The 21,084-nt window shown below is 51.3% G+C and carries 19 protein-coding genes; 14 read left to right on the top strand and 5 right to left on the bottom strand.

Annotated elements, in window-relative coordinates; genetic code table 11:
- The first annotated feature begins 3 nt into the window (after positions 1-3).
- From lpxD to DYA43_RS02825, 11 genes are all read left to right on the top strand, one after another.
- Positions 4-1,038: a UDP-3-O-(3-hydroxymyristoyl)glucosamine N-acyltransferase gene (gene lpxD, locus DYA43_RS02775; RefSeq protein ID WP_061056205.1), complete on the top strand. Its 1,035-nt coding sequence runs from the start codon at positions 4-6 to the stop codon at positions 1,036-1,038.
- A 116-nt stretch (positions 1,039-1,154) separates the two neighbouring features.
- Positions 1,155-1,586 (top strand): 3-hydroxyacyl-ACP dehydratase FabZ, encoded by a 432-nt coding sequence (fabZ, locus tag DYA43_RS02780; protein WP_004724879.1) that lies wholly within the window; start codon positions 1,155-1,157, stop codon positions 1,584-1,586.
- Between the two features lies 1 nt (position 1,587).
- Positions 1,588-2,376 (top strand): acyl-ACP--UDP-N-acetylglucosamine O-acyltransferase, encoded by a 789-nt coding sequence (gene lpxA, locus DYA43_RS02785; RefSeq protein ID WP_020331672.1) that lies wholly within the window; start codon positions 1,588-1,590, stop codon positions 2,374-2,376.
- 124 nt (positions 2,377-2,500) lie between these two features.
- Entirely contained in the window at positions 2,501-3,640 is a 1,140-nt protein-coding gene (lpxB, locus tag DYA43_RS02790; protein ID WP_061056206.1) for a lipid-A-disaccharide synthase, read from the top strand.
- 17 nt (positions 3,641-3,657) lie between these two features.
- Positions 3,658-4,278, top strand: coding sequence for a ribonuclease HII (gene rnhB / locus DYA43_RS02795; protein ID WP_032082561.1), 621 nt, complete (start codon positions 3,658-3,660; stop codon positions 4,276-4,278).
- Positions 4,279-4,351: 73 nt separating this feature from the next.
- Positions 4,352-7,831, top strand: coding sequence for a DNA polymerase III subunit alpha (dnaE, locus tag DYA43_RS02800; protein WP_061056207.1), 3,480 nt, complete (start codon positions 4,352-4,354; stop codon positions 7,829-7,831).
- 44 nt (positions 7,832-7,875) lie between these two features.
- On the top strand, positions 7,876-8,835 hold the full coding sequence (gene accA, locus DYA43_RS02805; RefSeq protein WP_020331678.1) for an acetyl-CoA carboxylase carboxyl transferase subunit alpha: 960 nt from the start codon (positions 7,876-7,878) through the stop codon (positions 8,833-8,835).
- 135 nt (positions 8,836-8,970) lie between these two features.
- The gene (tilS, locus tag DYA43_RS02810; protein ID WP_061057186.1) at positions 8,971-10,269 is read left to right on the top strand and encodes a tRNA lysidine(34) synthetase TilS; all 1,299 of its coding nucleotides are present in this window, start codon (positions 8,971-8,973) and stop codon (positions 10,267-10,269) included.
- Between the two features lie 66 nt (positions 10,270-10,335).
- The gene (locus DYA43_RS02815; protein ID WP_020331682.1) at positions 10,336-10,647 is read left to right on the top strand and encodes a c-type cytochrome; all 312 of its coding nucleotides are present in this window, start codon (positions 10,336-10,338) and stop codon (positions 10,645-10,647) included.
- 111 nt (positions 10,648-10,758) lie between these two features.
- A complete protein-coding gene (gene glnB / locus DYA43_RS02820; RefSeq protein WP_020331683.1) occupies positions 10,759-11,097 on the top strand; it encodes a nitrogen regulatory protein P-II in 339 nt (112 codons plus the stop codon).
- A 140-nt stretch (positions 11,098-11,237) separates the two neighbouring features.
- Positions 11,238-12,101: an endonuclease/exonuclease/phosphatase family protein gene (locus DYA43_RS02825; protein ID WP_061056208.1), complete on the top strand. Its 864-nt coding sequence runs from the start codon at positions 11,238-11,240 to the stop codon at positions 12,099-12,101.
- On the opposite strand, the gene DYA43_RS02830 is transcribed toward DYA43_RS02825, so the two are convergent.
- From DYA43_RS02830 to gloB, 3 genes are all read right to left on the bottom strand, one after another.
- Positions 12,070-12,756 carry a YIP1 family protein gene (locus tag DYA43_RS02830; protein ID WP_020331685.1) on the bottom strand — a complete coding sequence of 229 codons (687 nt, stop codon included), beginning with the start codon at positions 12,754-12,756 and terminating at the stop codon, positions 12,070-12,072. The two genes, DYA43_RS02825 and DYA43_RS02830, sit on opposite strands and share 32 nt — an antisense overlap.
- Positions 12,753-14,315, bottom strand: a complete 1,563-nt coding sequence (locus DYA43_RS02835; RefSeq protein WP_024374721.1) for a lytic transglycosylase — start codon at positions 14,313-14,315, stop codon at positions 12,753-12,755. Before DYA43_RS02835 ends, DYA43_RS02830 begins: the two co-directional genes overlap by 4 nt.
- 72 nt (positions 14,316-14,387) lie before the next feature.
- Positions 14,388-15,146 carry a hydroxyacylglutathione hydrolase gene (gloB, locus tag DYA43_RS02840; protein WP_020331687.1) on the bottom strand — a complete coding sequence of 253 codons (759 nt, stop codon included), beginning with the start codon at positions 15,144-15,146 and terminating at the stop codon, positions 14,388-14,390.
- A 37-nt stretch (positions 15,147-15,183) separates the two neighbouring features.
- Here gloB and DYA43_RS02845 point away from each other — a divergent pair, with 37 nt between their 5' ends.
- Positions 15,184-15,936, top strand: a complete 753-nt coding sequence (locus DYA43_RS02845) for a class I SAM-dependent methyltransferase (RefSeq protein WP_061056209.1) — start codon at positions 15,184-15,186, stop codon at positions 15,934-15,936.
- Positions 15,937-15,938: 2 nt separating this feature from the next.
- Here DYA43_RS02845 and rnhA read toward each other — a convergent pair whose 3' ends face one another.
- Positions 15,939-16,406, bottom strand: a complete 468-nt coding sequence (gene rnhA / locus DYA43_RS02850; RefSeq protein ID WP_020331689.1) for a ribonuclease HI — start codon at positions 16,404-16,406, stop codon at positions 15,939-15,941.
- Positions 16,407-16,465: 59 nt separating this feature from the next.
- Here rnhA and dnaQ point away from each other — a divergent pair, with 59 nt between their 5' ends.
- Entirely contained in the window at positions 16,466-17,206 is a 741-nt protein-coding gene (dnaQ, locus tag DYA43_RS02855; protein ID WP_061056210.1) for a DNA polymerase III subunit epsilon, read from the top strand.
- Between the two features lie 8 nt (positions 17,207-17,214).
- The gene (locus DYA43_RS02860; protein WP_061056211.1) at positions 17,215-18,465 is read left to right on the top strand and encodes a TIGR03503 family protein; all 1,251 of its coding nucleotides are present in this window, start codon (positions 17,215-17,217) and stop codon (positions 18,463-18,465) included.
- A gap of 109 nt (positions 18,466-18,574) precedes the next feature.
- Here DYA43_RS02860 and fadE read toward each other — a convergent pair whose 3' ends face one another.
- Positions 18,575-21,019, bottom strand: a complete 2,445-nt coding sequence (fadE, locus tag DYA43_RS02865; protein WP_020331692.1) for an acyl-CoA dehydrogenase FadE — start codon at positions 21,017-21,019, stop codon at positions 18,575-18,577.
- Between the last annotated feature and the right edge of the window lie 65 nt (positions 21,020-21,084).

Below are 21,084 nucleotides of genomic sequence, written 5' to 3' on the forward strand. Positions count from 1 at the left end.
ATTATGACAACACTAACTTTAGCCGAATTGGCAACGATTACTGGGGGCGAGCTACACGGTGACAGCACTGCTGTTGTCAGTGGTGTAGCGCCGATGGATCGCGCACAGGAAGGGGACATTACCTTCCTGTCGAACCCAAAATACAGTAAACACCTCGCTGAGTGTAAAGCGACCGTCATCATGGTGAAGGCCTCTGAGCGAGACTTATGTCCGGTAAACGTACTGGTTGTTGCTGACCCGTACGTGGCGTTTGCAAAAGTGACACAAGCACTGGACACCACACCAGCACCTGCGGCGGGCGGTATTGCACCGAGCGCAGTGGTGGCTGACGACGCTAAGTTAGGGAACAACGTGTCAATCGGCGCCAATGCCGTGATCGAATCTGGTGTTGAACTGGGCGATAACGTGATCATTGGTGCTGGCTGCTTTATCGGTAAAAATGCCAAGCTGGGCGATCATACCAAGCTGTGGGCGAACGTGACCATTTACCACAATGTGGTGGTGGGTGAACGTTGCCTGATTCAGTCGGGGACTGTAATTGGTTCTGATGGTTTCGGTTACGCCAACGAACGCGGTGAGTGGATTAAGATTCCGCAGCTGGGTTCTGTGCGTATCGGTAACCGTGTTGAAATCGGTGCATGTACCACTATCGACCGTGGCGCGCTGGATGATACCGTGATTGAAGATAACGTCATTCTCGACAACCAGATGCAAATCGCGCACAACGTGCACATCGGATATGGTACGGCCATGGCCGGTGGTACTATTGTCGCCGGCAGCACCAAGATCGGTAAATATTGCATCATTGGTGGTGCTTCTGTTGTGAATGGCCATATTGAAATTGCCGATGGTGTTACCATCACTGGTATGGGTATGGTCATGCGCAGCATTGACGAGAAGGGGATGTACTCTTCCGGTATTCCGCTGCAAACCAACAAAGAATGGCGTAAGACAGCCGCGCGTGTTCATCGCATCGACGAAATGAATAAGCGTTTGAAAGCGGTAGAGAAGCTGCTTGAGCAAAAATCGGACTCTTAATTCCGTGTTTTTGTCAAAAAGGCTCGCAATGTGCGAGTCTTTTTCGTCTATAATGCCCTAAACAATTTTACGTATTTATAAATAGGAATATGACTTTGACTACTGAAAAGAAAATGATGAATATCACTGAAATTCAGGAGCTTCTTCCTCACCGTTATCCATTTTTGCTGATTGACCGCGTGACAGATTTTGAAGAAGGTAAATACCTGATTGGTCTTAAAAATGTTTCAGTGAACGAACCTCAGTTTACCGGTCATTTCCCTCAGCTCCCTGTTTTCCCTGGCGTACTGATTCTGGAAGCCATGGCTCAGGCTACTGGCCTGCTGGCATTCAAAACTTTTGGTGCACCAAAAGAAAATGAACTGTACTACTTCGCGAGCATCGACAACGCGAAATTCCGCAAACCGGTTGGCCCTGGCGACCAACTGATCATTGAAGTGGAATTTTTGAAAGAGCGTCGCGGTATTGCGCTGTTCAACGGCGTAGCCAAAGTTGATGGTGACGTAGTGTGTTCTGCAGAACTGAAATGCGCACGTAGAGAGTTTTAATATGATCCACGAAACGGCACAAATCCACCCAATGGCGGTGGTCGAAGAAGGCGCAGTGATTGGCGCTAACGTAACGGTTGGGCCGTTTACCTACATTACATCTGGTGTCACTATTGGTGAAGGCACAGAGGTAATGTCACATGTTGTGATTAAAGGCAACACTGTGATTGGTAAAGATAACCGTATTTTCCCGCACGCTGTGATTGGTGAAGAGAACCAGGACAAGAAGTACGGCGGCGAAGATACGCGTGTGATCGTTGGCGATCGCAACGTGATTCGTGAAGCGGTACAGATCCATCGTGGTACTGTGCAGGATAAAGCGCAAACCGTCGTCGGTGATGACAACCTGCTGTGTGTTAACGCGCACATTGCACACGATGTGATTGTCGGTAACAACACGCACATCGGCAATAACGCCATTCTTGGCGGTCATGTGACCGTGGAAGACAATGCGGGCGTGATGGCGCTGTCGGCGATTCATCCGTTCTGTACCGTAGGGGCATTTGCCTACATCGGTGGCTGTTCCGCTGTTGTTCAAGACGTACCGGCATACGTATTGGCGCAAGGTAACCACGCTACGCCATTCGGTCTGAACCTGGTTGGCTTAAAGCGTAACGGTTTTGAAAAAGACGAAATCCGTGCACTGCAAAAAGCCTACAAAGAGATTTACCGTTCAGGTAAAACTCAGGCGGAAGCGTTGCCAGTGCTGAAAGAGATGGCAGAGCAATGGCCATCGATTCAGCGCTTCATCACCATGCTGGAGACTTCAGAGCGTGGCATCATTCGCTAAGCTTTGCTGAATACGCACCTATAAAAGATCGCCCGGCAGCGGGCGGTCTTTTGTGTTTTATGGACAGCCTCTTTTTCAGGTGGTTTTCCATAACACACATCAAGGCTTAAAGAGGACGTTTGGCGTGGATAGACCATTACGCATTGGCATCGTCGCGGGCGAATTATCCGGCGACACGTTGGGAGAAGGCTTCATCAAAGCGGTCAAGGCTCGTTACCCGAATGCTGAGTTTGTCGGCATCGGCGGCCCGAAAATGATCGCGCAAGGCTGCCAGTCGCTATTTGATATGGAAGAGCTGGCTGTGATGGGGCTGGTGGAAGTGCTGGGCCGTCTGCCGCGTCTGCTGAAAGTGAAAGCGGAGTTGGTAAAGTACTTCACTACCAATCCGCCGGATGTGTTTGTCGGTATCGATGCGCCGGATTTCAACCTGCGCCTGGAACTCGACTTGAAACAAGCGGGTATCAAAACCGTCCACTACGTCAGCCCATCGGTGTGGGCATGGCGCCAAAAACGTATCTTCAAAATCGAAGCTGCTACCAATCTGGTGCTGGCATTTCTGCCGTTTGAAAAAGCGTTCTACGACAAATTTAATGTGCCTTGCGAGTTTATCGGTCACACGCTGGCTGACGCCATTCCGTTTGAATCTGACCGACTTGCGGCGCAAGCGCTGTTAGGTCTCGATAACAATAAACGCTGGTTGGCAGTGCTACCGGGCAGTCGCGGTGGTGAAATGAAAATGCTGGCGCAACCGTTTATCGAAACATGTCAGCGTTTGCAGCAACGTTACCCGGATCTGGGTTTTGTAGTGGCACTGGTCAACCCAAAACGCCGTGAACAGTTTGAAGCCGCATGGCAGCAACACGCTCCAGAACTCAATTTTGTGCTGGTAGACGACACCGCGCGCAATGTCATCACTGCGTCGGATGCGGTGATGCTGGCTTCGGGCACGGTCGCGCTGGAGTGCATGTTGCTCAAACGCCCGATGGTGGTTGGCTATCGCGTCAATGCGATTACTGCCTTTCTGGCTAAGCGTCTGCTGAAAACGCCATATGTGTCGCTGCCGAACATTCTGGCTGACCAAGAGCTGGTGAAAGAGCTGTTGCAGGATGATTGCACGGTCGACAATCTGTATCACGAAGTGTGTCGCCTGCTGGATAGCGACAACCGCGAGATGCTGGAAAAATTTGACGAAATGCATCACTGGATTCGCAAGGGCGCCGATGAACAAGCCGCCAACGCGGTGCTTAATTTAATTCAACACTGATTCTGATAGTAAACATCATGGCTAAGAAACCTGAAAAAGAACTGCCTCCGTTTGAAATTCCTGGCGGCTATCACCTGATTGCCGGAGTGGATGAAGTGGGCCGTGGCCCGTTGGTCGGCGATGTGGTCACCGCGGCGGTGATCTTGGATCCGAATAACCCGATTGAAGGCTTGAACGATTCAAAAAAATTGTCGGAGAAAAAACGTCTGGCGCTGCTGCCGGAAATTCAGGAAAAGGCACTGGCATGGTCGGTCGGGCGTTGCAGCCCAAAAGAGATTGATGAGTTAAACATCTTTCAGGCGACCATGTTGGCTATGCAGCGTGCGGTGCAAGGGCTGGCGATCAAGCCAGACTTAGTGCTGGTGGACGGCAATAAGATTCCGCAACTGCCGATGGACGCTCAAGCGGTGGTCAAAGGTGACTTACGCGTGGCACAGATCAGCGCTGCCTCGATCATTGCCAAAGTTGTGCGCGACCAAGAAATGGAAGAGCTGGATAAAGCCTATCCGCAGTTTGGTTTTGCCAAACACAAAGGTTATCCCACCAAAGCGCATTTTGATGCGATTGAGCAACATGGTGTCATTGAGCAGCATCGTCGGAGTTTTGGCCCGGTAAAACGGGTACTTGGGCTGGAATAAGCTCTGTAACTCCGCTCAGATTCACGTAGAATAACCGCCAGTAACAAATCTCAGTACTCCAGGACAGAATTGAATGTCAGATCCAAAGTTCATCCACTTACGCATTCACAGTGATTTCTCCATGGTTGATGGCCTGTCAAAAGTGCCGCCACTGGTGAAGAAAGTGGCCGCAATGGGCATGCCGGCAATGGCTCTGACCGACTTTACCAACCTGTGTGGCTTGGTGAAATTTTATGGCACAGCGCATGGTTGTGGTATCAAGCCGATCGTTGGTGCTGACTTTTCTGTACGCTCCGATGAATTTGGTGATGAACTGACTCGTATCACCGTACTGGCCAAAGATAACGTCGGGTACAAAAACCTGACGTTACTGATTTCCGATGCCTACCTGCGCGGACACGTGCAACATCAGCCAGTAATCGATAAAGAGTGGCTGCTCACATACGCCGAAGGACTGATTATTCTTTCCGGCGGTAAAAATGGTGAAATTGGCCGTGCGCTGCTCAAAGGCAACCAAGCCCTAGTAGAGAAGTGCGTCGAGTTTTATCAGACCCATTTTGCTGACAACTTCTATCTGGAATTGGTGCGAACCGGGCGTGCGGACGAAGAGAGCTATCTTCACTTTGCGTTGGAGCTTGCGGAACAGGCAGAACTGCCTGTGGTGGCAACCAACGATGTGGTCTTTATCGACCCTGACCAGTTTGATGCGCACGAAATCCGAGTCGCCATCCACGATGGCTTTACCTTAGAAGATCCCCGCCGTCCGAAAAACTACAGCCCGCAACAGTACCTTCGCAGCGAAGAGGAAATGTGCGAGCTGTTTGCCGACATTCCGGAAGCGCTGGAAAACAGCGTTGAAATCGCTAAGCGTTGTAACGTCACGGTCCGTTTGGGGGAGTACTTCCTGCCTGCGTTCCCGACCGAAGGCATGGCTGAAACCGAATACCTGGTGAAAAAATCGCGCGAAGGTCTGGAAGATCGTCTGGAGTTCCTGTTCCCAGATCCGGCTGTTCGCGCGGAACGCCGTCCGGCATACGATGAACGTCTGGAGATCGAACTTCAGGTAATCAACCAGATGGGCTTCCCCGGTTACTTCCTGATCGTAATGGAGTTCATCCAGTGGTCGAAAGACAATGATATTCCGGTGGGGCCAGGGCGAGGCTCTGGCGCGGGTTCGCTGGTGGCGTACGCGCTGAAAATCACCGACCTTGATCCGCTGGAATATGATCTGCTATTCGAACGTTTCCTTAACCCGGAACGGGTATCGATGCCCGATTTCGACGTCGACTTCTGCATGGATAAACGCGATCAGGTGATTGATCACGTTGCTGAAATGTATGGCCGCGATGCGGTATCGCAGATCATCACCTTCGGTACCATGGCGGCGAAAGCCGTTATCCGTGATGTGGGCCGAGTGCTTGGCCATCCGTTTGGTTTTGTGGATCGCATTTCGAAAATGATTCCGCCGGATCCGGGCATGACGCTGGAAAAAGCATTCAAAGCGGAGCCGGCCCTGCAAGAGCTTTACGACGCAGACGAAGAAGTTAAAGAACTGATCGATATGTGTCGCATTCTGGAAGGGTGTACTCGAAACGCGGGTAAACACGCGGGTGGTGTGGTGATCTCGCCAACGGCCATCACCGACTTTGCGCCGATCTATTGTGACTCGGAAGGTCACCATCCGGTTACCCAATTCGACAAGAACGACGTCGAATATGCTGGCTTAGTGAAGTTTGACTTCCTTGGTCTGCGTACACTCACCATTATTGACTGGGCGCTGGGTTTGATTAACCCACGCCGTGAAAAAGCGGGTGAACCGCCAGTGCGAATCGAATCGATTCCGCTCGCGGATCCGGCCTCATTCCGCGTGCTGCAAAATTCGGAAACCACCGCGGTATTCCAGCTTGAATCGCGCGGCATGAAAGAGCTGATCAAACGCCTGCAGCCAGACTGTTTTGAAGACATCATCGCACTGGTGGCCCTGTTCCGTCCGGGCCCTCTACAATCAGGTATGGTGGACAACTTTATCGACCGTAAACACGGTCGTGAAGCGATTTCTTACCCGGATGAAAAGTGGCAGCACGAGTCACTGAAAGAGATTCTGGAGCCAACCTACGGCATCATCCTGTATCAGGAACAGGTCATGCAGATTGCTCAGGTACTGGCAGGCTATACGCTTGGTGGTGCGGACATGCTGCGTCGTGCGATGGGTAAGAAAAAGCCGGAAGAGATGGCCAAGCAGCGCGAGGTGTTTCAGTCCGGTGCCGAAAACAACGGTGTTGACGGCGAACTGGCAATGAAAATCTTCGATCTGGTAGAGAAATTTGCTGGATACGGCTTTAACAAATCGCACTCAGCAGCCTATGCTTTAGTATCGTACCAAACGCTGTGGCTGAAAACGCACTATCCGGCTGAGTTCATGGCGGCGGTAATGACCGCCGATATGGATAACACCGAGAAAGTGGTGGGCCTGGTTGATGAATGCATGCGCATGGGGCTGAAGGTATTGCCGCCGGATATCAATTCGGGGCTGTACCGCTTTAATGTCGACGATTCCGGCGCAATTGTGTACGGTATCGGTGCGATTAAAGGGGTAGGTGAAGGCCCGATTGAAGTGATCCTCGAAGCGCGCAACAAGGGCGGTTACTTTAAAGATTTGTTTGATTTCTGTGCACGCATTGACATTAAGAAGGTCAACAAACGTGTGATAGAAAAATTGATTCTGGCTGGTGCACTGGACCGTTTGGGGCCGCATCGTGCTGCAATGATGGCTTCGCTGGATGATGCGGTGAAAGCGGCAAGCCAGCACCATCAGGCGGAAGCGTTTGGTCAGGCAGACATGTTTGGTGTGCTCACTGACGCACCGGAAGAAGTTGAACAGAAATACATTCAGGTTCCTGAATGGCCGGAGAAAGTCTGGCTGGAAGGGGAGCGGGAGACGCTCGGACTTTATTTGACCGGGCATCCCATTAATGCCTACCTGAAGGAACTGAATAAGTACACCAGTTGTCGATTGAATGAAGCGACGCCGACACGTCGCGATCAGTCGTTGACGGTGGCTGGTCTGGTGATTGCAGCGCGGGTGATGACCACCAAGCGCGGCAACCGTATCGGGTTGATGACGCTTGACGATCGCAGTGGCCGAATGGAAGTCATGCTGTTCTCCGATGCGCTGGATCGGTATGCAGAATTGTTAGAAAAAGATAAAATTCTGGTGATTTCCGGACAGGTCAGCTTTGATGACTTCAATGGTGGCCTTAAAATGTCGGCGCGCGAAGTCATGGACTTGGGCAGCGCGCGTGAAAAATATGCCCGAGGCTTATCTATCTCGATTGAACAATCGCAGATTGATGAGCAGTTTTTTGAGCGCTTTAGTCAGATCTTAGAGCCTCACCGAGCAGGGACTGTCCCTGTCAATGTATACTACCAGCGCCCTGATGCGCGAGCACGTCTGACGTTAGGCACTGAATGGCGTGTGACTCCAAGCGATACATTGTTAGACGAATTAAAACAGTTACTTGGCAACGACCAGGTAGAACTCGAATTTAACTAAAATTCAGCTGCGCCATTGCGAGCTGAGTAAAAAAGGATCGGTAGATGAGCCTAAATTTTCTAGAATTTGAAAAACCTATTGTAGAACTGGAAGCTAAGATTCAGGCGCTTCGTGACGTGTCTCGTCATGGCGGTGATACTTCCGTAGATCTTGAAAAAGAGATCGAACAGCTAGAAAAGAAAAGCCTAGAGCTTAAAAAGAAAATTTTCAGTGATTTAGGTGCATGGCAAGTGGCACAGATGGCTCGCCATCCACAACGCCCTTACACTCTGGATTACGTCAACAACATGTTTACTGAGTTCGATGAACTGGCCGGTGACCGTGCGTTTGCTGACGATAAAGCGATCGTGGGTGGCATGGCGCGTCTTGATGGTCGTCCTGTGATGGTGATTGGTCATCAGAAAGGCCGCGAAACTCGTGAAAAAGTAAAACGTAACTTCGGTATGCCAAAACCTGAAGGTTACCGTAAAGCCCTGCGTCTGATGGAAATGGCTGAGCGTTTCAACATGCCAATCATCACCTTTATTGACACGGCGGGTGCATACCCGGGGGTGGGTGCGGAAGAGCGTGGCCAGTCTGAAGCGATCGCGAAAAACCTGAAAGTGATGGCTGGCCTTAAAGTGCCAGTGATCTGTAACGTTGTCGGTGAAGGCGGTTCAGGTGGTGCACTGGCAATCGGTGTGGGTGACTACGTCAACATGCTGCAATACTCCACTTACTCAGTGATTTCGCCAGAAGGTTGTGCGTCGATTCTGTGGCGTGATGCGGATAAAGCACCGCAAGCAGCGGAAGCGATGGGTCTGGTTGCTCCTCGTCTGAAAGAGCTGGAACTGATCGACGAAGTGATCGAAGAGCCACTGGGTGGTGCGCACCGCGACCACGTTAAGATGGCAGAAAATATGAAAGCAACGCTGCTGCGTCAGCTGGCGGATCTGGAGCAACTGGATCACGAATCGCTGCTGGAGCGTCGCTACCAACGCCTGATGAACTACGGTTACTGCTAAGTTCAGCATGCAATTAGCTCGAGGGTCGGACAGTGTCCGGCCCTTTTGTTTTTCGCGTGGTTCAATGTACTGCGCTACCTACGTTACTGCTTTGCGGTATACTCAAACGGTTCTTCATACTCAACCGACATTGCCATGGATTTGTACGCTCATACTCGTCAATTACTTGATGCTCAATCATCACGCCATTTTGTGCTCGCCTTCAGTGGTGGCGTTGATTCGCGAGTGTTGCTGGAACTTTTAGCTCGCTACCGAAATGAGCGTGCCATCAGCGTGCAGGCGGTCCATGTTCATCATGGTTTGAGCCGCCATGCTGATGAATGGGCAGAGCGCTGCCAGCAATGGTGCAAATCGGTTAACATTCCGCTCTCAATTGAACGGGTCAGCTTGGATACTGCCAGTGGCGAAAGCATTGAAAAGCTGGCTCGTGATGCGCGCTATAAAGCTTTGGCAACCTACATGGAGAGCAACCGCCTTCTGTTGCTCGGTCAGCATGCCGATGATCAATTGGAAACGTTCTTGCTGGCATTGAAACGTGGCAGTGGTCCGAAAGGCTTGGCATCCATGGCGCAGCAAGCGCCGTTTGCAAACGGTCAGTTGTTGCGCCCGCTATTGAGTGTTTCCCGGGAGCAGATTGAACAATTCGCCCGACAGCAGCAGTTGCAATGGGTCGAAGATGAAAGTAATCAGGATGAGCGCTACGAGCGAAATTTCCTGCGTCACCGTGTGACCCCCGTGTTAAGTGAACGCTGGCCGGGAATCCGTCACGCCGTGCAACGCAGCGCGCAGCTGTGTGCGGAGCAGGATGAATTACTGGCTGAACTGCTTAACGATGCGCTTAACGCAGCTACGCAAAGTGACGACAGTTTGTCGGTTGCTGCGCTGCTGCCGCACAGCGATGCACTGCGCCGCCAATTATTGCGTTACTGGCTGGCATCTCAGGGGCAGCCGATGCCGAGCCGCGTGCAATTAGAAGTCCTGTGGCGCGAAGTGGCTCAAGCCGAAGACGATGCCAATCCCAAACTCAAACTGGGCGAGTGCGAAATTCGCCGTTTCCATCAACGTTTGTATTGTGTGCCACTGATGCAGGATGTGTCCGCTTGGCAGCAACCGCTATTGTCCGAGTGCCGATTGCGGCTGCCTGACAATCTGGGCAGTCTGATGCTGGTGACAAGTGCGCAGGGGAACCTTCGCTTGCCAGCCGACGATGCTCCGTTCTGGGTAACTTTTAATCCGGAAGGTTTGTCTGCATGCCCGGTTGGCCGAGCGGGTTCGCGTAAATTAAAGAAACTGTTTCAGGAATATCAGGTACCGAGTTGGCTGAGACGACGGACGCCGATTGTGATGCATCAGAATAAAGTGGTAGCGGTTGCAAATTTATTTATAGATCGTGACTTCAGTGGGCAAGATTGTGAACTCATCTGGGACAAGTGACGTTTTTTCATGCCAAAATCGCATTCATAAACACTTATAATCACTATGGACAAATAAGGGTGAGCAATGAATAAAGTCGCAATGGGAATGATGTTGGGTTTGACGCTATTAGCAGGTAACGCAGTTGCAGGCGATGCGGCAGCAGGGAAAGCAAAATCGGCGGTGTGCGCAGCGTGTCACGGTGCAGATGGTATCGCGGTTATTCCGGGTTATCCAAACCTGAAAGGCCAGAACGAACAATACATCGTGACGGCTATCAAAGCGTACAAAAACAAAGAGCGTAACGGCGGTCTGGCTCCTGTGATGCAAGCTCAGGCATCGATGTTGAGCGATGATGACATTGCAAACCTGGCTGCATATTTTGCTAGCCTGAAATAATTTTTGCACCACAGTTTGTGAGAGAGCCCAAGCCTTGCTTGGGCTTTTTATTGATTGTTTACAACGGCTAGCAGATAATGCCAGCAACAAAACGAAGTTTAAGGGATGAACATGAAAAAAATCGAAGCCATTATCAAGCCATTTAAACTCGATGATGTCCGTGAAGCGCTGGCGGAAGTTGGTATCACGGGTATGACGGTTTCTGAAGTGAAAGGATTTGGTCGTCAAAAAGGCCACACTGAACTGTACCGCGGTGCGGAATACATGGTCGACTTCCTGCCAAAAGTGAAACTAGAAATCGTCGTGAACGAAGATGTGGCAGACCAATGCGTCGACACCATCATTGAGACAGCCCAGACCGGTAAGATTGGCGACGGTAAAATCTTCATCACTGACGTCGAGCGTGTTATTCGTATTCGAACCGGCGAAGAAGATGAAGACGCGATCTAATCTAAAACGTGATTAAAAAAATAAGGAGCTTTGGCTCCTTTTTTCTTTCTGTTGACCGGATTTAGGCGGGTTTTGCTTGAGCCAGATATTTTCCCGGTGCTATCGTTGGCTCGTTGTCGATTGACGGAGTTCTGCTGCTGATGAGAAAACGTCTTCTCTGGTTATTGCCGCTTTCACTGATTTTGTTAACGGTGGTGAGTTTTTCGCTGGTGTTTACTGTGCCTGCACAGCCACAGCTGTTTGCGCTCGGTGAGAACAACGAAAATCAGCCGTTAGTGTGCTATCACGATCCGCAGCCCACAGCCCTTGATGAGAACGGCACGCTTAAGCTGGTGGTGTGGAACATTTATAAGCAGAACCGTGAGCACTGGGACTCAGAACTGAGCCGCTTTAGTCGCGATGCGCAGTTGGTGTTGCTGCAAGAAGCGAGCATGACTGCCGCACTGCAACGCTGGATAGCGGAGCACAACTGGGCAGGAACTCGGGTGAATGCATTTCAGGTGCTGGGGGAATCTGCCGGGGTTTTGAATTTATCGCGCAGCATGCCGCAACTGGCCTGTGGTTACACTGAAATGGAGCCGTGGCTGCGTTTGCCGAAATCCGGTATCTATGCGCTGTACGCGCTGAGTAACGGGCAAACACTGGCGGTGGTTAATCTGCATGCGGTCAATTTTGCTTATGGCACAGAAGAGTATCGTGAGCAGCTCAGCGCGCTGATTAAGGAGTTGCGCCAGCACAAAGGGCCGGTGATTGTTGCCGGCGACTTTAATAGCTGGAGTGAAAAGCGGACTCAGGTGCTGGCGGAGGCACTCAGTGCTTTGGCAATGAAAGAAGCGATTTTTAGCCCGGATAATCGCGCGCGATTTATTAACGGTTTGCCGCTCGATCATGTGTTTTACAAACAACTGACGCTGAAAAAAGCAAAAGCGCCCGAATCGGACGCTTCTGATCATAATCCATTGTTACTTGAGTTCAGCTTATCAGGATATAGAGCGCCCAGATAAGGTAGAAGGCAATCCACGGCAGAGTAGCTATCACGAGTGCCTGACCGCGCTCTAACGGTGTCCAGGTACCGACTGCCGCATAACCCAGCACGATATACCATGGCAGTAAGAGCGGAAATGCACTGGCAAACTGCGACCAGTCACTGGTGAGAGGCAGTTTGAGCAGGCCGTTAAGACTGTTGAGGTCAGCCGCATAATTCATCACCTGACCGTGCTTGAGGATCAAACTGGCGTAGCTGGCCAGATCGCCGAGTACTGCCGGAAAAATCACCACCGTACTGGCGGCAAACCATTTCCAAAAGCCCATTGCCGGTTGCACAGGCTTAGTTGCCAAACGAAACCACAAGGCTAAGACCAGAATCGTCAGCGTGCGGCTGACGATATCACTGATGATTTCACTTGCCATCAGCGTGTTGGGTTCCAGCAGGGCTAACTGCGCCGGGTTGGTAGTTGCCAACTGAGCTTCCAGCCCTTGCTTGAGCCAGTCAAAGCTGACATTGTCAAAGTACGCGCCCCAGAACAGGAATGGCGTGATCATGAGTACAATGTAGGTTTGCCAGCCCCACATACCGCGCTGGTAGAGCGCGGCGAAACAATCGCTCGGTGAACGGAAAATGTCCACCAACATAATGAGCGGGTTTGCGGAAGGTTTCATACACTGACCTTAGTCACATCGACGTACAGTTTCAGTTTCTGACCCGGCTTAAGATACTTCTGGTTGGCCAGATCATTCCATTTGACGATATCGTGCGTTTTGACGCTAAAGCGTGCCGCAATGTCACTCAGCGTATCGCCATTACGTACCTGATAAAACACGGTACGGATGATGGCACCATCGGTGCTGTCTTTCCAAATCACCAGTTTTTGTCCAACACGCAGCGTGTCACGCGGGCCCATTCCGTTCCATTTGGCTAAGGCCTGATGGGAGACATTGTTGGCTCGAGCGATGGTCCACAGACTGTCACCCGGGCGTACGGTATGCGTGAGTTTGTATTTTCCGCGCGCCAATGATTGAGTCTTGGCCAGACGATTGCTCGCGCTCAGCGCATAGGCTTTCTCATCTTTGACGGAGGTGGGAATCATGAGGTACTGACCGACGCGAATTGAGGTGCCGGACAGATTGTTGGCGGTCTGAATCACTTTGGTGGTCGTGGAGTGTTTCGTTGCAATCACACTCAGCGTATCACCGTTTTGTACTTTGTACCGTACCAGCTTCATGCCTTTGCCACGGTTGGCTTCGACTTGCTGCTCAAAACGCTCGACCTTGTCGATGGGCAGCAGCAGTTGGAAAGGTCCGTCTGGTGCAGTTGCCCATTGGTTGTAAGCCGGATTGTAGCTTTGCAGCTCCTTCACGCTGATACCGGCGTAATTGGCTGCGATCGCCAGATCCAACTGCTCGTCCGGATCCACCAATTTCAGCACTGGTTTATTGGCAATCGCAGGAAGTGAGACACCATAACGTTCCTGATTGGCAATGATGTCTGCAAGCGCGAGCAGTTTCGGCACATAACCACTGGTCTCTTGGGGTAAATCAAGCGAGAAGAAATCGGTCGGCTTACCCTGACTGGTGTTTTTGCGAATGGCACTGGAAACTCGGCCTCCACCGCTGTTATAAGCCGCGATGGCGTTGTACCAGTCGCCGTCAAAACGGTTGCTGAGGTACGTCAGGTAATCAAGCGCGGCATCGGTGGCGGCATCCACATCGCGGCGGCCGTCGTACCAGAAGTTTTGTTCCAGTCCGTACATTTTTCCGGTGCCCGGAACGAACTGCCATAACCCCGCAGCGCTGCCGTGCGAATAAGCAAAAGCATCAAAGGCGCTCTCAACAATTGGCAGCAGTGCCAGTTCGAGTGGCAGATTGCGTTGTTCGATTTTCTCTGTGATCAGATACAGAAAAGGTTCGGCGCGCTTGGCGACGGTTTCCAAATGACCTGGGTGTTTGATGTACCACGTCCGGTAGTAGTCGACGGTTTTGTCTTCCGGGATCGGGAGCTGAAGCTGCATGGCAATGCGTTGCCATACGTCTTGTTGTTCCTGAGGAGTCAGCACTTTTGGCTGGACAACGACCGGTGTTTTTTTCGTTTTGGTCGGTGTTGTCACTTGGGGTGCTGGGGTGTTTTCCTCGTTGGTCTCTGATGTATTTTGACTCAAGGGCTGGGTAAGTTGGCATCCGGCTAATAGTAGTGCAATTACCCAGCTGAATTGTACTCGCATGTAAGACAGCCTTTTTTATTCTTGGCTGGTGATAATACTTTCCGTATTAATGACATGACAAGCAAGAAAACGTCAAAATTCGTTCTTCCACTCACGTAATGCGGTAAATATTGATAACGCATCCGTTTGCTCGGTGCGGTTGGCGACAGACTTCATGATGCTCGGTTCCTGCGTTCTCAGGAATGGGTTGACCCATTTTTCGCGTCGCAAGGTGCTTGGCAGGGTAGAGTGACCTTGCCCACGCAGTCGAATCACTTCATCACGATAAATTTGTAACTGTTCATTATCCGGCTCAACCGCCATCGCAAATGCGACGTTGCTGGCGGTGTATTCGTGCGCGCAATAGACCTCGGTCTCCTCTGGCAGGGCAACCAGTTTGCTCAGCGACGTAAACATTTGCTCCATGGTGCCTTCAAACACGCGACCACAACCGGCAGAGAACAGTACATCACCACAGAACAGCTTTCCGTCACCGACATAACCGATGTGGCCGAGTGTGTGCCCCGGCAACCCCAGCACCATAAAACGCTCGTCAAACAACTCGATTTGATCGCCCGCATCAACCGGGTGAGTCAGGGTTGGAATCGGTTCCTGAGACGGGCCAACCACATCGACATTCGGATATTGTCGCACCAGTTCCGGTACGCCACCGATGTGGTCGTTGTGATGATGGGTGATCAGAATGGCTTCCAGTGTCAGTTCATGCTGGGACAAGTAGTCCAACACTGGTGTTGCATCTCCCGGATCGACCACGGCACAACGGCGATCGCTATTTTGAATCAGCCAGATGTAATTATCATTAAATGCGGGTATGCTTTTGATATGTAACATGAGTTATCTCCGGTCACCGTGGTGAAGCGAGTTAGCAATGAAACCAGCACGCAGTGAAAAAAAACTTGAGAAACCCCATTCCTGGTCTCAATTGAAAAACGGCCAATGGGTCAGTGAGTCGATTCAAACCCGGCTCGATGAATGGTGCCCGAAATTGTTCGGTTATCATATGCTGAAACTGGGTGGCCTGAGCTGCGAACTCGTCAGTTGTAATTGTAATATTCAACACCAAGTTCAGCTCGATATCCAGAACCCTTTGCACAACGTGATAGCCGATGCGTATGACTTGCCGTTTCTGGAAAAAAGCATTGATGCAGTGATTGTCGCGCATCAGCTGGATTACTGTAACGATCCGCACCGTATATTGCGGGAAGTCGACAGGGTGTTGATTGATGATGGCTACATTATTGTGACCGGATTTAATCCGATCAGCTTAACCGGATTGGCGAGTTTGATGCCGTGGCGGAAACACAATCTGCCCTGGAGCGGACGTATGTTTACCCCCAGCCGGATTAAAGACTGGCTGGGAGTGCTGAATTATCAGGTAATTGAATGTGACCAGTATGCGCTGTTTCCGATGCAGAAATATCGCCCTTTGTGGACCTGGCTGGAAAATAGCTTGGGTGAGTGCGGCGCGCCGTTTGGCAGCCTGTACTTTATTGTCGCCCGTAAGCGGACTTATCCACTAAAGCCAATCAAGCCTCACTGGCGTATCAAACGACGTTTGTCACCAGTCGGGCTTAATTATCGGGTGAAATCTGGTTCGCAGTCGAAAACCAGTTCTAAGTAGCCTCAGTTTTCAGGTTGGTAGCCAACGTCGTCTTCGGTTGGGTTTTCTGCCGCCGCGCGCGCCAATTCGTCACACATTTCGTTTTCACGATGACCAGCGTGACCTTTGACCCAGTGCCATTCCACCTGATGACGGGCGGTTTCTATATCCAATGCCTGCCATAAATCGGCATTTTTCACCGGTTTTTTGTCGGCTGTTTTCCAACCACGTTTCTTCCAGTTGTGAATCCACTGCGTAATGCCTTGGCGCACGTACTGGCTATCGGTGGTCAGAATGACATGGCACGGCTCTTTGAGTGTTCTTAACGCCACAACAGCCGCCATCATTTCCATGCGGTTATTGGTGGTCAGGCGGTAGCCTTTCGCCAGGGTTTTCTCGACTTGTTTGTAGCGCATGACAACGCCATAGCCACCCGGTCCCGGGTTGCCTAAACAAGAACCATCAGTGAAAATTTCCACCTGTTTCTTCATGATTATTTGATACTATTGGGTTTCGCACACAATTGGCATAGTCTGACACACATATCCTAATGAATACTAGCAACAATTCTGAATACAGTCGCATCGTGGTTCTCGATACCGAAACCACGGGTATGAACCTCGAAGGCGGCCCGCACTACGAAGGTCACCGCATCATTGAGATCGGTGCGGTGGAAATCATCAACCGTAAGCTGACCGGACGTCACTTTCACGTCTATCTGAAGCCAGACCGCCCCATTCAGGCGGAAGCGATCGAAGTTCATGGTATTACAGATGAATTTCTGGTTGATAAGCCGGAATATAAGGATGTGCACGACGAGTTTCTCGACTTCATCCGCGGCGCGGAATTGGTCGCACACAACGCGCCCTTCGACGTCGGCTTTATGGATTATGAATTCAGTAAACTGAGTACTCAGGCGCCGAAAACGGATCAGTTGTGTAAGGTGACCGATACGCTGGCCATGGCGAAGAAAATCTTCCCGGGCAAGCGCAACAACCTCGACATATTGTGTGAACGTTACGGTATCGACAACTCACATCGTACTCTGCACGGGGCATTGCTCGATGCCGAGATTCTGGCGGATGTTTATCTGCTGATGACCGGTGGTCAGACGTCGCTACAGTTTTCTGCCGGGTCGCAGGAGAGCGGAGTGGGAGCGGGGGCGATAAAACGTGCATCGCAAGGACGAAAAGCGCTAAAGGTTTTACGCGCTACGGCCGATGAAATACAAGCACACCAGGATCGTCTGGATATTGTAGAAAAAAGTGGCACTTGCCTCTGGCGTCAGTAGGAGAAACTATGTTGAGGATGGGATTGGCTTTATGGGGATTGCTGCTCTGTACGGGCGTATTTGCCAGCAATGAGTCAAGTATGTCCCTGTTGGATAACCGGTTCCGTGTCGACCCGACCATCTCTCAGATTACGTTTGTCGTCTACCGGGAGAAGAATTCTCAGCCTGTGGTGCTTGTGCGTCCGGATGGCAAGAAATATTACGCCTGGCGTAGCCCGGATAATGTGCGTTGGTATGAAGAGTCGTCGATGGATATCATTTCCATCGATAATCCAATGCCGGGCCCATGGCAGGCCGTCGGAAAAGTTTCGCCCAAGAACAACATCAAGCTGATCTCTCATTTACAGCTATCGGCAGATGCCTTTCCTAATCGTCTTTATCAGGGCGAAGAAATCAAATACACCGCGCGCCTGACTTCCGATAATAAGCCGCTGCTACTGCGCGATTTTCTTGACCGCGTCAACCTGAAGGTGACCTTCACCAAATACGTCGAAAACGAAGACCAGTTGGTGAAAGAAGCGCGTCCGGTGCCGATGGTGATCGGTGAGTTTGCCGATGACGGGCAAGGGCTGGATGAAAAGCCGGGCGATGGTGTCTTCACTGTCGCGCTGCCGATCACGCCAGAACCGGGAAAATATCGCGTACGAATTACCTCCGGTAATGGCGTATTTTTGCGCGCTCAAGAGCAGGAAGTGCTGGTCTATCCAAGTCCGATTTCCACCACTTTTATTCAGTCGCGTGAAGATGGTCAGCCACACCAGATTATCTTCAGTGGCGAGCAGGGCATGATTCAGCCTGGATCACTCGCTGCCCATGTGGAGCACTCCAATCCGGAGAAAGCCCAATACGTGACCGAAGGTCAGGCGGATAAAGATTCGCTCAAAGTGGCGCTGACTGTGCCTTACACTGGCGAACTGGGTAATTACTCTTGGTATGGTAAGTTGTACGCCACCGATCTGGCGACGCAGCGCCCGCTATACTTCCCTATCAAAGAGCACACCTACGGGGTGGTGGACGAAATTGATATTGAAACCACGCGTCGTATGCAGGAAGAAGAAGCGGCCAAGCAGCGTAAGATTGCGCAGGAAAAATTGATGATTCAGATGCGCGAAGAAGCGCGTCAGCGTAGCATCATGTATATCGCGATCGGTAACGTGGTTGTGCTGGTTCTGGTGCTGATAGGCTGGTTTATCAGACGCAAACTGCGCGCCAGCAAAGAGGCGATACCGGAAATGCAGCTCAACATGCCGAAGAAGTAATGGCTTGATTATTTAGGGATAATAAAAAGAAAAGGAGGCATTCAGCCTCCTTTTTTGTTGCTCAGCAGCGCTTATTTACTCGCTGTCTGGCTGGTCTTCTTGCGCGTGGTTACGCGACCTCGACCAGCTTGGGTTGGGACTTTTTTGCCGCCAGTTCCTGCGGTGCAAAATCGTCAACATTGATGGTGTACAGGCGGTGTTGCTCAGCTTCAATCAGCAGTTCTGCTTCCTGTTCACTGATCAGTTTTTGCTCCAGACCAAGTTGTGCAACTTCGTCCAGACGTGTGAACGGACGACGTTCATTGAGCGCTTTACACACTTTGTCGAACACAGGTTCCGCTTGCAGGATCACATTCAGCGCCAGTTCAATTTTGCCCACCGCATTGTGCGCTGTTGGTTCCAGGTACTGATGGCGACCGATACGTGAACGAGTTGCACTCGGCGTTTGAATGATTTGTGCTACTTTGCTGTCGAGTTTGTCGTTTGGCGCTTTGCGTACGCGGCCAAATGGCATGATCAGAACACGCAGTGCTTTGCCGATGAACTTATTCGGGAAGTTAGCCAGGAACTCATCGATAGCCACTTCAGTCTGTTTCAGACTGTCTTGCAGGCCCCAATGCACCAGCGCCAAATCTTCAGTCGGACGGCCATCGTTTTCAAAGCGTTTCAGCGTTGCTGAGCTCAGGTAAAGTTGGCTCAGAATATCACCCAAACGGGCTGACAGGCGCTCTTTACGTTTCAATGAACCACCCAGTACCGCCATCGAAATGTCGGCCAGCAGGGCGAGGTTAGCACTGTAACGGTTGAGCTGTTGGTAGTAGCGTTTGGTGGCATCCTTGCTTGGTGCTGCTGAGCCGAAACCGTCGGTCAGACCAAACCAAATACTGCGTACCAGATTACTCATGGTGAAGCTGACATGGCCAGCCAGAGCCGCATCAAATTGTTCAACCGCATCTGAACTTTGTGAATAGGCGGCTTCCATCTCTTTCAGTACGTAAGGGTGGCAGCGAATCGCACCTTGGCCAAAGATGATCATGGAACGGGTCAGAATATTGGCCCCTTCTACCGTGATCGCAATCGGCGCACCTTGGTAACCACGAGCGAGGAAGTTTGATGGACCAAGACAAATGCCTTTACCGCCGACAATATCCATAGCATCGATGATTGAACGCTGGCCGCGATGTGTACAGTGGTATTTCACAATCGCTGAAATGACCGATGGTTTTTCACCCGCATCAATCCCGGCAACGGTCAGGTTGCTCGCCGCATCCATTACATAAGCGTTACCAGCAAGACGTGCCAATGGCTCTTCAATCCCTTCCATGTGGCCGATTGGCTGTTTGAACTGACGGCGAATACGGGCATAGGCACCCGTCGCCATGGCTGCGCTTTTGATGCCGCCAGTTGAGTTCGACGGTAAGGTGATACCGCGACCTACAGACAGACATTCCACCAGCATACGCCAGCCTTGGCCTGCCATGGCTGGTCCACCGATGATGAAATCCAGCGGCACAAACAGATCTTGTGCGCGGGTTGGACCGTTCTGGAACGGTACGTTCAGCGGGAAGTGGCGGTTACCGATTTCCACGCCTTTGAGATGGGTTGGGATCAGAGCACAGGTAATACCGATGTCCTTTTGCTCACCCAGCAGTCCGTCCGGGTCACGCAGTTTGAATGCCAAACCCAGTACGGTCGCCACGGGTGCCAGCGTGATGTAGCGTTTGTTCCAGGTCAGGCGCATACCCAGTACTTCTTTGCCTTCCCATTCGCCTTTACAAACGATACCGTAATCCGGAATCGAGCCAGCATCGGAACCCGCTTCCGGGCTGGTCAGAGCAAAACATGGAATCTCTTTGCCTTCGGCCAGACGTGGCAGATAGTAATCTTTCTGTTCTTCAGTGCCGTAATGTTGCAGCAGTTCACCCGGGCCCAGAGAGTTCGGCACGCCGACGGTAGATGACAGCACGCCCGATACGCCAGTGAGTTTTTGCAGTACCAAGGATTGCGCGTAAGCCGAAAATTCCAGACCACCGTACTGTTTCTTGATGATCATGGCGAAGAACTTGTGATCTTTCAGGTATTGCCACACTTCCGGAGGAAGATCCGCCAGTTCATGGGTGACCTGATAGTCGCTCACCATGGCACACACTTCGTTGACCGGGCCATCAAGGAAAGCCTGCTCTTCCGCAGATAGGGTCGGTGCCTTGATTTTGCTCAGCTGTTGCCAGTCCGGCTTGCCTTTAAACAGCTCTGCCTCCCACCATACGGTGCCGGCATCGAGAGCCTCTTTTTCTGTCTGCGACATGGCAGGCAGGACTTTCTTAAAAACTTTCAGTGTTTTGCCACTGATCAGGCTCTGACGAATTGACGGTACAGCCAAAACGGCCACTGCAGCCAGGTACAGCGCCCAGCCGATGATACCTACCGGGCCGAACAGAGACAGCACCAGCATGGTGAATGTCAGCGCGGCTAGGGCAGTCATTAACGAGGTTCTGTGGTACAGGCAGCCGCTTAACACGACCACGAAACCTAAGATTGAGAGCAAGATGTCCATATTTTTATCCTTGTTCAGACCGGAATTTGATTTACATATTGGGTGGTCTTACCAGTTAGAGTGTA

The organism is Vibrio fluvialis, assembly GCF_900460245.1.
In the GTDB taxonomy this organism is placed as follows: domain Bacteria; phylum Pseudomonadota; class Gammaproteobacteria; order Enterobacterales; family Vibrionaceae; genus Vibrio; species Vibrio fluvialis.

Bases quoted from the DNA above. Each gene is read 5' to 3' on its own strand.
- lpxA (WP_020331672.1), top strand. From the start codon at position 1,588: ATGATCCACGAAACGGCACAAATCCACCCAATGGCGGTGGTCGAAGAA.
- rnhA (WP_020331689.1), bottom strand. From the start codon at position 16,406: ATGAAGAAACAGGTGGAAATTTTCACTGATGGTTCTTGTTTAGGCAAC.
- fadE (WP_020331692.1), bottom strand. From the start codon at position 21,019: ATGGACATCTTGCTCTCAATCTTAGGTTTCGTGGTCGTGTTAAGCGGC.
- dnaQ (WP_061056210.1), top strand. From the start codon at position 16,466: ATGAATACTAGCAACAATTCTGAATACAGTCGCATCGTGGTTCTCGAT.
- DYA43_RS02830 (WP_020331685.1), bottom strand. From the start codon at position 12,756: ATGAAACCTTCCGCAAACCCGCTCATTATGTTGGTGGACATTTTCCGT.
- DYA43_RS02860 (WP_061056211.1), top strand. From the start codon at position 17,215: ATGTTGAGGATGGGATTGGCTTTATGGGGATTGCTGCTCTGTACGGGC.
- tilS (WP_061057186.1), top strand. From the start codon at position 8,971: ATGGATTTGTACGCTCATACTCGTCAATTACTTGATGCTCAATCATCA.
- fabZ (WP_004724879.1), top strand. From the start codon at position 1,155: ATGAATATCACTGAAATTCAGGAGCTTCTTCCTCACCGTTATCCATTT.
- rnhB (WP_032082561.1), top strand. From the start codon at position 3,658: ATGGCTAAGAAACCTGAAAAAGAACTGCCTCCGTTTGAAATTCCTGGC.
- DYA43_RS02815 (WP_020331682.1), top strand. From the start codon at position 10,336: ATGAATAAAGTCGCAATGGGAATGATGTTGGGTTTGACGCTATTAGCA.
- DYA43_RS02835 (WP_024374721.1), bottom strand. From the start codon at position 14,315: ATGCGAGTACAATTCAGCTGGGTAATTGCACTACTATTAGCCGGATGC.
- accA (WP_020331678.1), top strand. From the start codon at position 7,876: ATGAGCCTAAATTTTCTAGAATTTGAAAAACCTATTGTAGAACTGGAA.
- dnaE (WP_061056207.1), top strand. From the start codon at position 4,352: ATGTCAGATCCAAAGTTCATCCACTTACGCATTCACAGTGATTTCTCC.
- glnB (WP_020331683.1), top strand. From the start codon at position 10,759: ATGAAAAAAATCGAAGCCATTATCAAGCCATTTAAACTCGATGATGTC.
- lpxD (WP_061056205.1), top strand. From the start codon at position 4: ATGACAACACTAACTTTAGCCGAATTGGCAACGATTACTGGGGGCGAG.
- DYA43_RS02845 (WP_061056209.1), top strand. From the start codon at position 15,184: ATGAAACCAGCACGCAGTGAAAAAAAACTTGAGAAACCCCATTCCTGG.
- gloB (WP_020331687.1), bottom strand. From the start codon at position 15,146: ATGTTACATATCAAAAGCATACCCGCATTTAATGATAATTACATCTGG.
- DYA43_RS02825 (WP_061056208.1), top strand. From the start codon at position 11,238: ATGAGAAAACGTCTTCTCTGGTTATTGCCGCTTTCACTGATTTTGTTA.